Origin of the sequence: Pseudescherichia sp. L3 (assembly GCF_024656065.1) — a bacterium.
Taxonomy (GTDB): Bacteria; Pseudomonadota; Gammaproteobacteria; order Enterobacterales; family Enterobacteriaceae; genus Pseudescherichia.
Genome location: NZ_JANKYC010000001.1, coordinates 955,948 through 968,169, shown reverse-complemented (window position 1 = coordinate 968,169; position 12,222 = coordinate 955,948). Strand labels below are relative to the sequence as shown.

12 protein-coding genes are annotated in these 12,222 nt (G+C 58.3%); 4 read left to right on the top strand and 8 right to left on the bottom strand.

Features of this window, described 5'->3' with window-relative positions; translation table 11 throughout:
- The first annotated feature begins 36 nt into the window (after nt 1–36).
- A complete protein-coding gene (cho, locus tag NR795_RS04735; RefSeq protein ID WP_144812136.1) occupies nt 37–912 on the top strand; it encodes an excinuclease Cho in 876 nt (291 codons plus the stop codon).
- Between the two features lie 47 nt (nt 913–959).
- Here the strand turns inward: cho and ves are convergent, their stop codons facing one another.
- Nucleotides 960–1,517, bottom strand: coding sequence for an environmental stress-induced protein Ves (gene ves / locus NR795_RS04730; RefSeq protein ID WP_257757341.1), 558 nt, complete (start codon nt 1,515–1,517; stop codon nt 960–962).
- Between the two features lie 292 nt (nt 1,518–1,809).
- On the opposite strand from ves, the gene NR795_RS20690 reads away from it, so the two are divergent.
- Nucleotides 1,810–2,193 (top strand): putative T6SS immunity periplasmic lipoprotein, encoded by a 384-nt coding sequence (locus tag NR795_RS20690; RefSeq protein WP_374543782.1) that lies wholly within the window; start codon nt 1,810–1,812, stop codon nt 2,191–2,193.
- A 78-nt stretch (nt 2,194–2,271) separates the two neighbouring features.
- On the opposite strand, the gene spy is transcribed toward NR795_RS20690, so the two are convergent.
- The 6 genes from spy to NR795_RS04700 form a co-directional block, all read right to left on the bottom strand.
- Entirely contained in the window at nt 2,272–2,751 is a 480-nt protein-coding gene (spy, locus tag NR795_RS04725) for an ATP-independent periplasmic protein-refolding chaperone Spy (RefSeq protein ID WP_144812142.1), read from the bottom strand.
- Nucleotides 2,752–3,053: 302 nt separating this feature from the next.
- Nucleotides 3,054–4,022 (bottom strand): succinylglutamate desuccinylase, encoded by a 969-nt coding sequence (gene astE / locus NR795_RS04720; RefSeq protein WP_257757340.1) that lies wholly within the window; start codon nt 4,020–4,022, stop codon nt 3,054–3,056.
- 10 nt (nt 4,023–4,032) lie between these two features.
- Nucleotides 4,033–5,358: an N-succinylarginine dihydrolase gene (astB, locus tag NR795_RS04715; RefSeq protein ID WP_257757332.1), complete on the bottom strand. Its 1,326-nt coding sequence runs from the start codon at nt 5,356–5,358 to the stop codon at nt 4,033–4,035.
- The gene (gene astD / locus NR795_RS04710) at nt 5,355–6,833 is read right to left on the bottom strand and encodes a succinylglutamate-semialdehyde dehydrogenase (protein WP_257757331.1); all 1,479 of its coding nucleotides are present in this window, start codon (nt 6,831–6,833) and stop codon (nt 5,355–5,357) included. Before astD ends, astB begins: the two co-directional genes overlap by 4 nt.
- Nucleotides 6,830–7,864 (bottom strand): arginine N-succinyltransferase, encoded by a 1,035-nt coding sequence (gene astA / locus NR795_RS04705; protein WP_222890260.1) that lies wholly within the window; start codon nt 7,862–7,864, stop codon nt 6,830–6,832. Before astA ends, astD begins: the two co-directional genes overlap by 4 nt.
- The gene (locus NR795_RS04700; protein WP_144812158.1) at nt 7,861–9,081 is read right to left on the bottom strand and encodes an aspartate aminotransferase family protein; all 1,221 of its coding nucleotides are present in this window, start codon (nt 9,079–9,081) and stop codon (nt 7,861–7,863) included. Before NR795_RS04700 ends, astA begins: the two co-directional genes overlap by 4 nt.
- A gap of 409 nt (nt 9,082–9,490) precedes the next feature.
- Here NR795_RS04700 and xthA point away from each other — a divergent pair, with 409 nt between their 5' ends.
- Complete coding sequence (gene xthA, locus NR795_RS04695; RefSeq protein WP_257757330.1) at nt 9,491–10,297, top strand: exodeoxyribonuclease III; 807 nt, start codon at nt 9,491–9,493, stop codon at nt 10,295–10,297.
- 43 nt (nt 10,298–10,340) lie between these two features.
- Here xthA and NR795_RS04690 read toward each other — a convergent pair whose 3' ends face one another.
- Nucleotides 10,341–10,610: a YnjH family protein gene (locus tag NR795_RS04690; protein WP_222890257.1), complete on the bottom strand. Its 270-nt coding sequence runs from the start codon at nt 10,608–10,610 to the stop codon at nt 10,341–10,343.
- A gap of 227 nt (nt 10,611–10,837) precedes the next feature.
- On the opposite strand from NR795_RS04690, the gene gdhA reads away from it, so the two are divergent.
- Entirely contained in the window at nt 10,838–12,181 is a 1,344-nt protein-coding gene (gene gdhA, locus NR795_RS04685) for an NADP-specific glutamate dehydrogenase (RefSeq protein WP_257757329.1), read from the top strand.
- Nucleotides 12,182–12,222: the final 41 nt, after the last annotated feature.

Here is a 12,222-nt window from a genome sequence, read left to right as displayed (position 1 = left end):
TACACTGGATAAGTAACCAGTATCAGGAGTTTATCTGTGGCAAGGCGTCAATCTGCCCCACGCCTGGATTTTGAGGCGGCGGCTATCTACGAGTATCCCGAACATTTACGACCGTGGCTTGAAGCGTTACCTAAGCATCCCGGCGTCTATTTTTTCCATGGCGAAAGCGAAGCGATGCCGCTCTACATCGGTAAGAGCATCAATATTCGCAGCCGCGTGCTCTCCCATCTGCGCACTGCCGATGAGGCCGCCATGCTGCGCCAGTCCCGGCGCATTACCTGGGTGCGTACCGCCGGTGAAATTGGTGCGCTACTGCTGGAAGCGCAGCTGATTAAAGAGCAGCAGCCGCTGTTCAACAAACGGCTGCGGCGCAATCGCCAGCTCTGCTCTCTGCTGCTGGCGGGGGAAAAACCGCAGGTTGTCTATGCTCGCGAGGTCGATTTCTCGGCACAGCCGGGGCTGTACGGTCTCTTCGCTAACCGCCGGGCGGCGTTGCAAACGCTGCAAAGCATCGCCGATGAGCAAAAGCTCTGCTACGGCCTGCTGGGGCTGGAGTCGCTGACCCGAGGCCGAGGCTGTTTCCGCTCAGCGCTCAACCGCTGTGCGGGGGCGTGCTGCGGTAAAGAGAGCGTAGAGGCGCACAACCAGCGCCTGATTGACGCGCTTGAGCGCACGCGACTGGTGTGCTGGCCGTGGCGCGGCCCGGTTGCGCTGAAAGAGAGCAGCGGAGAGATGACCCAGTACCATATCATCCATAACTGGCTATGGCTGGGTTCGGTAGATTCCCTTGACGAGGCGGCCAGCCTGCCGCGTCCGCAGGCAAGCTTCGATCAGGATGGCTATAAGATCCTCTGCAAGCCGCTGATTACTGGCCTGCACGATATTACCGAGCTGCCCTGGCCCACAGAATAACCTCTGCCCGCCTGCCGTAGCGTCAACGGCAGGCGAACGGTTATGGCTTAGTGGCCCGGCAGCCAGGTAATTTCGCTAAACAGCAGCTGGCCCTCAGACTTCAACAGCCGCAGCGTGTGGTGCCCCTCCTGCCACCAGGCTCCCTGATCGGCAGTCAGCAGCTTATCCCCCAGCTGCCACGCTCCGCTTAAAACAAACACCACCCCACCCCGTGAGGCAAAGGTTGTAAAGGTGCGATCGGCAACGCGCACTTTCGCCTGACAGCGATCCCGGCGGGTCATGATATTAAAATCCATCGACATCTGACCGTCGGAAAGCTGCGCCTTTACCGACTGCTCGCCAGCAAAGGTAAAGGGCTGCAGACGCTTAAGCGTGTGGTTAAAGGCGCTGCCGCCGTCGAGCGTCACCTCTCCCCCTTCAATCAGGGTGATCACCCGATCTACGCCGGTAAACTGGGGAAAACCGCCGTTGCTGGCCAGGGAGGCAATGCTGGCGCGCCAGTCGAAATCACGGGTTGCAGCCGGGAAGCAGCAAATTTCACGGGTCTCGCCTGCACCATTACGCCACAGGTTGACCGGCATTTTACGAATATCAAAGTATTCCATTATCACCCTCAATGACGCGCACGCGCGTCCGCGCAACGGTCAAGGCCGCCACGCTTTTTTGTTATGGATTGCTGTTCTGAATGAGCATACCGTTTCGTTAACGGCTAACAAAGAGGGGAACAAAGAAAAAACCGCCAGGCCTGTCCACAGCCCGATGGGGGATGTGAACAAGACCGGCGGTCATAAAAGAAGATGATGATTTTTTAGTCGTTACAAAAAACATTGTTAATTTTACTAACTTTAACCACTCAATCTGTGTGCCTATAGTGTTTCTTTACATGGAGCAAAACAGATGCCAGTTAATACTACGATACGCCCTACGTCAGGAACGCCTATACCTCCTGGCGGAGTGCGGCAGCTTACGGTCGTTACTCTATGCATTCTCTTGACCGGATGCCCAGGAGGGCCAAGGGCACCTGAGCCACGCAATACATTTATCAATGGCGATACCCTCTGCTTCAGCGTCGATAGCAAAGATGTGTTGGACTACTACCGGATAGAATCAAATGAAAGCGGCCATTATGAAGTGGTTGCCAACTCTGGCCAAGAGAGGCTCAATGTCTCTTATCCACGGGACTGCATTCAATTCAGCTTTAAGACAGGCTACAACTATGCCATCTCATACGGACTTAATGGTAAAAACTATATTCACGAGATGAGTTCACAATCGTTTTAAAAGAAAAAACCGCCGGGCCTGTCCACAGCCCGATGGGGGATGTGAACAAGACCGGCGGTCTTGAGAAAGTGTGCTGAGTTACTCAGCAGACTCAGGCATTTTACCTTCTGGCGCTTTACGTTCTGTCAGACGCTTCTCAAAATTGGCATTAAACTGCTTTTTCTGCTCTGGCGTCAGGATGTTATAGATTTTGTTCTGGGTTTCCATATGCGCCAGCATACGGGCTTTGTTCTGCTCGGCCATTTTGTCAATCTGTGCTTCAGCTTTCGCCTTGTCGAAGGTGTCGCTGGCAATGATGCTATGGGCAGCGCGGCGCTCATCCAGAGAAGGACGCTTCATCTGGTCACGCTGGCTCTTCATGATCTCACGGATCTGCTGTTTCTGCGCGTCGGTCAGGTTGAGGTCTTTAAACATCATATCGTGATGCGGACCCATTTTGCCTTTATGGTGCATTGCTGCGCCGTTGTCCGCTGCGGCAGTGGTTTCGGCAGCGTGAGCCAGGTTAGCAGCGCCGAACGCCAGGGTAGAGGCAACAAACAGAGCGGTTAATTTACGCATAGTCTTCATCCTTCTTTCAGTTATTCTTACTTACGGCACGTTGCCGTGTTGACGAGATTAACTTTACGACCTTTTTCGTCAATTAATCAGTGCAACGGTAAAACAGTGAAAGTATAAAAAACATTTTCTGCGCAATTGTGAAGACAATATGGAAAAAAGATGGAGAGGTGTAGCAAAAATATTCAAGCGGATGATTTTGAAGGGAATATTTAGGAGCATACTCCTCCATCGATTATTAATAAAGCAGTTTTGTAAGAATAGTCTGCAATAATATCTTAGGCTGACTTTCTATTTCACTCTCTCTACTCCATCCGCACCAGCATTAAACCTGCCCGCAGGCCAGGGGCGACGTTTGGGTTCGGAAATAATACATACTCAGTCTCGTGTTGAACCACGTAGCGCGTCTCGCCCTCTTCTGCCAGCAGCGTACCGGCGCTAAACGGCGTGAAGTTGATCGTCTGGGCAGGCATGCAGAGATGGAAACGCTCCCCGAGGCGCGTAATCTGCTGGGCTACCCGATAGCGCAGCACCGGCGCATGCGGGCTCGTCCAGGGCGTTTCGCTGAGCAGCGCTGCCAGCGCATCGCGGGTTACAGCGAACTGGCTCAGATCGTTCTCGCCAAAGGGAAGCGCTTTTCCTAACTCAAGGGTGCAGGCCAGGGCGTTAAAGCGCTCGCAGCTAAAATGGGTAAAGGTGCCCCCCGGCGACTGGTGAAAGACCAGCGCCTCCAGCCCCGCCCCTTCCAGCCAGTGCAGGAATGCTTCATCCCACGGTGTTGTACGGGCGGGTAAAACGCCGAAGCGCGGGTGGTGAGAGCCGCGGATCGCGGTATGCAGATCGAGATGCCAGCGCGTCTCTGTCCTGCTATCAGTAAAAAAGCGATCCACGGCCTGCTCAAGCTGCTCAGCTCGTTTGGTCTCAAGGCTGGGGGGATAATTCTGCCAGCGTTGTCCAAACAGGCGGTTGAGATCGACATGCAGATAGCGCTGATGGGTACGCAGCGCGTCGGGGTTGCCTAATATCACCAGCATGCGCCAGCGCAGCGCCAGTGAACCGGTGAACAACGCGGCCAGCAGGTCATCAACGATCTCTACCGGCGCGGTTTCATTCCCATGAATGCCCACCGAGAGCACCATGGCGCGATCCACGGGCTGATGCGGCGTGAGTTCCAGCAGCCCCTCACCGTGCCAGCGCCAGCTAAAGGTGACAGTGTCACCTTTCGTTTTATCGGGATGCGTCCCAGCCAACGTTAAAGCGAGAAAATCGTGCATTGCATCTCCCTTAACGCTGGAAAGCGTAGACTGAGCCAAGATTCAGCAGCTGAGAGAGCTGGTCTAACGCCTCCCTGCCCTCACGCAGCAGCTGCGGATCGGCAAGGTCAGCCTGCGTCAGACGATCGCGATAGTAGCGATCTACCCAGCCATTAAGTTGATTAAAAAGCGCGTCATTCATCATCACTGCGGGGTTAACCGCCTGCCGCTCCGCCTCCGTTAGTACCACGCGCAGGCGCAGGCAAGCCGGACCACCGCCGTTAGCCATGCTTTCACGCAGATCGAATACCTTTAGCTCATGGATAGGATTATCCTCTGCCAGCAGGCCGTTGAGATAGCGCCAGACGCCTGCATGCTGCTGCGACTCCTGGGGCACGACCAGCACCATTGACCCATCCTCCCGGCTCAGGAGCTGGCTGTTGAACAGATAGGTCGCCACAGCATCTTTCACCGATACTGCCTCCTCCGGCACCTGAATGGCCTGAAATCCCGGCACCCGCTCCGCCAGATGGCTCATCAGTCCACACTGCTTAACAAAAGCCCGTTCGTGGCAGAACAGCACCTGACGGTTGCTTACCGCAATCACATCGTTGTGAAACACCCCCTCGTCAATGACCGTGGGGTTTTGCTGGGCGAACATCACCCGATCCGGATTAACCTGATTAAGGCGCGCCACCGCCTGACTCGCCTCGAGGGTCTGACGCGCAGGATAGCGTTCGGGTGCGGCGTGACCATGCTCCTCACGACCGTAAATAAAGAGCTGAAGACCTGGCTCACCATATTCGCCGCCGAGACGGTTATGGTTTGCCGCCCCCTCGTCGCCAAAGCGTGCCACCTGCGGCAGCGCCGGATGCACGGCGAAACGTTCCTCGTCACGGAAAATAGCCCGCAGCAACGCCTCGGTGGTCGGCGCTTCGCTTGAACGGTGGAACTTGTTGTTCAGGTTAGCAACGGTGAGATGCACCCTGCTGTCCATGGCGTCAGCGGAGGGGCAGACCGTCGCCGCGTTGGCGACCCACATAGAGGATGCCGAGCTGGCCGCCGAGAGCAGCTCCGGCGTCTGCGCTGCCGCTTTCGCTACCACCTGCTCATCGCTACCGCTGAATCCCAGCTGGCGCAGCACCGCGACGTTGGGCCGCTCCTGAGGAGGGATCACCGCCTGAGGAAAGCCCGCGTCGCTCAGCGCCTTCATCTTCAGCAGGCCCTGCTTCGCCGCCAGCTTCGGGTTGGACACCTGATTACGGTGCTTTGTCGACGCCTCGTTACCAAACGAAAGCCCGGCATAGTGGTGGGTCAGCCCCACCAGGCCGTCAAAGTTTACCTCATGCGCTTTCATGCTCCCTCCCCCGGCGTAAAGTGCAGCCCTGGACTGAGCGTCTCTGGCAGGGTTAAGCTGGGTGACTCCAGGCTCGCCATCGGCCACGCACAGTAGTCGGCGGCGTACCAGGCGCTGGGGCGATGATTTCCCGATGCCCCGATGCCACCAAAGGGTGCGGTGCTTGCCGCGCCGGTGAGCGGCTTATTCCAGTTGACGATCCCGGCCCGCGCCGCCAGCAGCAGCGCGTCAAATTTTTCGCGATCCGCCGAGACCAGTCCGCAGGCCAGTCCGTAGCGGGTGGCGTTGGCCAGCGTAACCGCCTCTTCCCAGCTATCGTAGCGCCAGACGCCCAGCAGCGGGCCAAAGACCTCCTCATCCGGCACGTCCGCAACGCCGGTGAGATCGATAATGCCAGGAGTGAGCAGCGACGTCCCGGCCTTGAGTCGCTTCGGTGCCAGCAGGGTTCTGCCACCGCGCGCCTCGTGGGCCTGCCAGGCCTTGTAAACCTGATCGGCGGCCTGCTCCGAGATCAGCCCGCCAATAAACGGCTGCGGCTCGGCGTTCCAGCTACCGGGCGCAATACGGCCCGCTACCTCTACCAGGCGGGCAAGAAAGGCGTCACCCTCCGCGCCACGCTTCACCAGCAGGCGACGGGCGCAGGTACAGCGCTGGCCAGCGGTGATAAATGCCGACTGGATAGTCAGATGCACGGCGGCATCGCGATCCGCTATGTCATCCACGATCAGCGGATTGTTTCCTCCCATCTCAAGGGCGAGGATCTTCTCTGGCTGTCCGGCCAGCTGGCGATGCAGCTGGTAGCCGGTGCTGGCGCTGCCGGTAAAGAGCAGACCGTCAAGATCCGGCAGGCCACTCAGGGCCTGCCCGGTTTCACGCCCGCCCTGCACCAGGTTAAGTACGCCAGCGGGAAGGCCTGCCTGCTCCCAGAGCTTCACCACTGCTTCGCCGCTATGCGGCGTTAGCTCGCTGGGCTTAAACACCAGCGTATTGCCCGCCAGCAGGGCGGGAATAATATGGCCGTTGGGGAGATGGCCCGGGAAGTTATAGGGGCCAAAGACCGCCAGCACGCCGTGGGGGCGATGGCGCAGCGTTGCCGCCCCGTCCGCCATTGCCGTCTGCTGCTCGCCGGTTCGCACGTGCCAGGCCTTTACGGAGATGGCGGCCTTGTTAATCATGGCCCCCACTTCTGTCGCCGCCTCCCAGCGCGGTTTACCCGTCTCCCGGGCGATGATCTCCGTCAGCGCGCCTCTATTCTCCTCCAGCAGCGCGGCAAATTTTTCCACCACGGCCTGACGGGCAGCAAAAGGCTGCGACGCCCAACCGGGAAAGGCAGCGCGGGCGGCCTGGCATGCCTGGGTTACCTGCCCGGCATCGGCATCGTTCCCCTGCCAGAGCCGATCGCCATTCACCTGATCGTGTTTTTCACGTCGAGCGCCCTGACCGGTCACCCAGTCACCGTTAATCCATAAGCTCATACACTTTTCTCCTCGGCGCAAAGGCGCACCAGGCGAACCTTGTCGCCCGGCTGGCATTTAAGTACGTCTATCTGGGCGGCGCTCAGCACCAGCCGCTCGGTATCGGGATTAGCGGTCACCAGCATGACGCGAAACTGCTGGTACTGCTCGTTAGCCACCATACAGAGCGGCCACTCTCCTGGCGCAGGCTGCCCTTCGGCCACCTCCACGAGGCGGCTTTTGCGAATGGCGCGCACCCGGTCGATATCACACTCCAGCGTCGGTCCGCCGTCGAAAATATCGATATAGTTCCGGTAGCGAAAGCCCTCTTTCTCCAGCACGGCACGCGCCGGGGCGGTTTGCGGATGCACCTCCCCAATCACCGCCTGCGCTTCCGCCGACAGGAACTGGGTATAGATCGGATGCTTGGGCATCAGCTCGGCAATAAACGCCTTCTGTCCGATACCGCACAGGCGATCGGCGCGGCTGAAGGACATGGAGAAGAAGGTTTTGCCCAGGCTGTCCCAAAAAGGCGAGTAGCCATCTTCGCTGATCACGCCGCGCATCTCCGCCACCACCTTGTCGTTGAAGCGATCGCGAAATGCGGCCATGAACATAAAGCGCGATTTAGAGAGCAGGTAGCCGTTGCCCTCCTTCCGCCACTCGGGATCGAGAAACAGCGTGCACAGTTCGCTGCTGCCGGTATGGTCGTTGCTTAAGAACAGCGTAGGCAGCGCGTTGTAGACGTTAAGCTCTTTGGAAGCATGTACCAGGGTCCCGACGCGGTAGTTGTACCAGGGATCGTTCAGGCCGACGGCGACCTCAATGGCGCAGACCCCAGCCACCGTGCCGCTGTCGCTATCTTCCAGCACAAACAGATAGCCCTGATCGCTTTTCGGCAGCTCACCCAGCCAGGTCTGTCGCGCCCGAGTAATACGCGCTGCCAGCGTGGCCTCGTCAGCAGGCAGCGAGGTTAGCCCGCCGCCGGTTTTTCCCGCCAGCTGCATCAGGGCGGGCAGATCGCTATGCTCAATCGGACGGATCACCATCATGTTGCGTACCCCGCAAGAAATCGTTCGCAGGCGCGGGAGAAGCGTTCCATGCCGGTGCGGATCTCCTCCTCGCTGATATTCAGCGCCGGGGCGAAGCGCACGACGTTGCCTCCGGCAATCAGCACCATCGCGCCCTCTTCGGCGGCAAGCTGGGCGATCTGCTTGGCTTTGCCGGCCCAGGCGGGATCCAGCTCGCAGCCAATCAGCAGGCCGATGCCGCGGATCTCTTTAAACAGCGCTAAGCGAACATTAATAGCCTCGAGCTGCTCGACGAATGCCTGCTGACGCTGTTTCACGCCGTCCAGGAAAGCCTTGTTGTTGACGTTATCCAGCAGCTCTCCCGCTACGGCAGCAGCCAGCGGATTGCCGCCGTAGGTGGTTCCGTGTGTGCCCACGGTCATCACGCTGGCGTACTCGTCCCGCGTCAGCATTGCGCCAATCGGAAAACCACCCCCGAGGGCTTTGGCCGTGGTCAGCACATCAGGCGTAACGCCATAGTGCATATAGGCATACAGCTCGCCGGTGCGTCCTACGCCCGTCTGCACTTCATCGAAGATCAGCAGCGCGTTATGGCGATCGCACAGCTCACGCAGCGCCTGTAAGAATTCTGCTTTCGCAGGTACAACGCCACCTTCACCCTGAATGGGTTCAACGAGCACGGCGCAGGTATCATCGTTAATTAATGCCTGGGCGGAGGCGATGTCGTTGAATACCGCGTGGTGGATATCCGGCGGCAGCGGGGCAAAGTCCTGCGAGTAGGCAGGCTGGCCTCCGGCGCTAACGGTAAAGAGCGTCCGGCCATGGAAGGCATTTTTAAAGGCGACGATCCCACTCTTCTGCGCACCATGGCGATCGTGCGCGTATTTGCGCGCCAGCTTGAGCGCCGCCTCGTTGGCCTCCGCGCCGGAGTTACAGAAGAAGACCCGGTCGGCAAAGGTGGCGTCGATAAGCCGTTTTGCCAGCCGCAGCGCTGGCTCGTTGGTATAGCCGTTGCCGGTATGCCAGAACCGAGCCGCCTGCTCGCTCAGGGCGCGACACAGCCCCGGATGGGCATGGCCCAGCGCGTTAACGGCAATGCCGCCAGCAAAATCGACATACTCTTTCCCCTGCTGATCCCACAGGCGGGAACCCTCCCCACGGACGGGAATAAAAGGCGCAGGCGCATACACCGGCAGCATCCACTCATCAAAACTCTCACGCGTAACGGGCAAAGACATAGCCACCTCATCAGGTAAATGAAACGTTGTTAATATGTTAATTATTGTGAACATCGGCCCTGTGAATGTAGATTGCACGCATCGTGCCAGCCAGCGATAAAAATGCATAACGCCGGAGCGGTGACGAAATATCAATGTGTTACAGCAGAGCGCTATGCAAATAAATTGCATAAAAAGTGAATAATTTTATTAAGAAGGCCGATGGCGGTGTCTGAGAGCAGCGGATTTATGCAGGTATAAAATTTAATTCTGGAAGTGTGATCGCAAGCGAAACTTACCGCCGTTTCGCGCCCTCATGCGGTGCGGACTGCCCTTTTTTAGTGCGTGATGGGCATGAGAAATCCAGGGCGGATACGCTGCGATTTTTCTGTTAACATCTGGGCTTACTTATTGCTATGTGGCAGAAAATATGAAATTTGTTTCTTTTAATATCAACGGGCTGCGTGCGCGCCCCCATCAGCTGGCGGCAATTGTAGAGAAACACCATCCGGACGTGATTGGCCTGCAGGAGACAAAGGTTCACGACGATATGTTCCCGCTCGAAGAGGTCGCAAAGCTGGGCTACAACGTCTTTTATCATGGCCAGAAAGGGCATTACGGCGTGGCACTGCTTACCAAAGAGACCCCTGTCTCGGTGCGTCGTGGCTTTCCCGGTGACGACGGCGAAGCGCAGCGCCGGATCATCATGGCGGAGATCCCCTCGGCCCTCGGCAATATCACGGTGATCAATGGCTACTTCCCGCAGGGCGAGAGCCGCGATCATCCGACAAAATTCCCGGCCAAAGAGAAATTTTACGCAGACCTGCAGAGCTATCTGGATAACGAGCTGCAGAAGGACAGCCCGGTGCTGATCATGGGCGATATGAATATTAGCCCAACGGATCTCGATATCGGCATTGGCGAAGAGAGCCGCAAGCGCTGGCTGCGCGGCGGCAAATGCTCCTTCCTGCCGGAAGAGCGTGAGTGGCTGGGTCGTCTGCTGGGGTGGGGGCTGGTGGATACCTTCCGCCACGCCAACCCTGAAACCCAGGATCGCTACTCCTGGTTCGACTACCGTTCAAAAGGGTTCGATGACAACCGTGGGCTACGTATCGATCTGCTGCTTGCCAGCCAGTCGCTGGCCAGCCGCTGCCAGGAGACGGGCATCGATTACGATATCCGTAGCATGGAGAAGCCCTCCGACCATGCGCCGGTCTGGGCCAGCTTCAAGCTCTAACCCTGGCTAACGTAACGCCGGGCGGCGCTAGCGCTTGCCCGGCCTACTCGCGTACTCGCCGCCACACCAGCGGATTGGTGCTAAGCGTGCGCTCGTCGCGCTGGCACTGCAGCAGGACGCCCTCCGCCTTGATCACTGCCCCTTCCGAATAGTTCCGATCTTCATAAATACAGCACAGATTACAGGGCTGCGGGCGCTGTCCGCCCGTGCTAAATACCTCCGGCGGCACGTTTACCTCCACGTCGGGGCGGATGCGGTCGGCCTGTGCACCGGCGGATAAAAGTCCAAGCAGAGCAATCACGTAACGGTTCATCGACGAGTTTCCTTTTTTGTGCTGATTATCACTATAACGGTAAACCATGCCGGTTCCTTTAATTTATCTGCCCATCGTTTTTAGTTATGACTCAGGCCCGCTTATAAATTTCCCTTAGGGGGTTAACTTTTCGCTTGCCTGGCAAAGCGGTGCGGGTGGTATAGTCGAAAACGATGCTAAAACGCTCACACAACAACCATAATTTATTATAAGAGGAACTTATCTCTATGGATCAGGCACGCTCTCTGGAATCATTTCTAACCCATGTCCAACGCCGCGACCCGCATCAAAGCGAGTTTGCTCAGGCCGTCCGCGAGGTGATGACCACCCTCTGGCCTTTCCTTGAGGCAAACCCGCGCTATCGCCACATGTCGCTGCTTGAACGCCTGGTAGAGCCAGAGCGCGTGATCCAGTTCCGCGTCGTGTGGGTAGATGATAAGAATCAGGTGCAGGTCAACCGCGCCTGGCGCGTACAGTTCAACTCGGCGATCGGCCCGTTTAAGGGCGGTATGCGCTTCCACCCCTCGGTGAACCTGTCGATCCTCAAGTTCCTCGGTTTTGAACAGACTTTTAAAAATGCCCTCACCACCCTGCCGATGGGCGGTGGCAAAGGCGGCAGCGATTTCGATCCTAAAGGCAAAAGCGAAGGCGAAGTGATGCGTTTCTGCCAGGCACTGATGACCGAGCTGTACCGACACCTGGGGCCGGATACCGACGTTCCTGCGGGCGACATCGGCGTCGGCGGTCGTGAAGTGGGCTTTATGGCGGGGATGATGAAAAAGCTCTCCAACAGCAGCGCCTGCGTCTTTACCGGCAAAGGACTCTCTTTCGGCGGCAGCCTGATCCGCCCTGAGGCGACCGGCTACGGCCTGGTGTACTTCACCGAAGCTATGCTCAAGCGTCACGGCCTGAGCTTCGAAGGGATGCGCGTGGCGGTCTCTGGATCTGGCAACGTGGCGCAGTACGCTATCGAAAAAGCGATGGAGTTTGGTGCCCGCGTGGTGACCGCCTCCGACTCCGGCGGCACCATGGTCGATGAAGCTGGCTTTACGGCAGAGAAACTGGCGCGCCTGTGCGAGATCAAAGCCAGCCGCGATGGCCGCCTGGCCGACTACGCCCGCGAGTTCGGTCTGCTCTGGCTGGAAGGCAAGCAGCCGTGGTCCGTGCCGGTGGATATCGCACTGCCGTGCGCGACCCAGAACGAGCTGGACGAGGATGCGGCGCGCCAACTGATCGCCAACGGTGTGAAGGCGGTGGCGGAAGGGGCGAATATGCCCACCACCATCGACGCCACCGATCTGTTCCTTGAGGCGGGCGTGCTCTTTGCGCCGGGTAAAGCCGCTAACGCGGGCGGGGTCGCCACCTCCGGTCTGGAGATGGCGCAGAATGCCGCGCGTCTGGGCTGGAAGGCGGAGAAAGTAGACGCCCGCCTGCACCATATCATGCTGGATATCCACAACGCCTGCGTGGAGTACGGTGGGGAAGGCAAACAGACCCACTACGTGCGTGGGGCAAACATTGCCGGGTTTGTGAAGGTGGCCGACGCGATGATCGGGCAAGGGGTAATTTAATTCTACGGCTACGCCGGGTGGCGGCTGCGCCTTACCCGGCC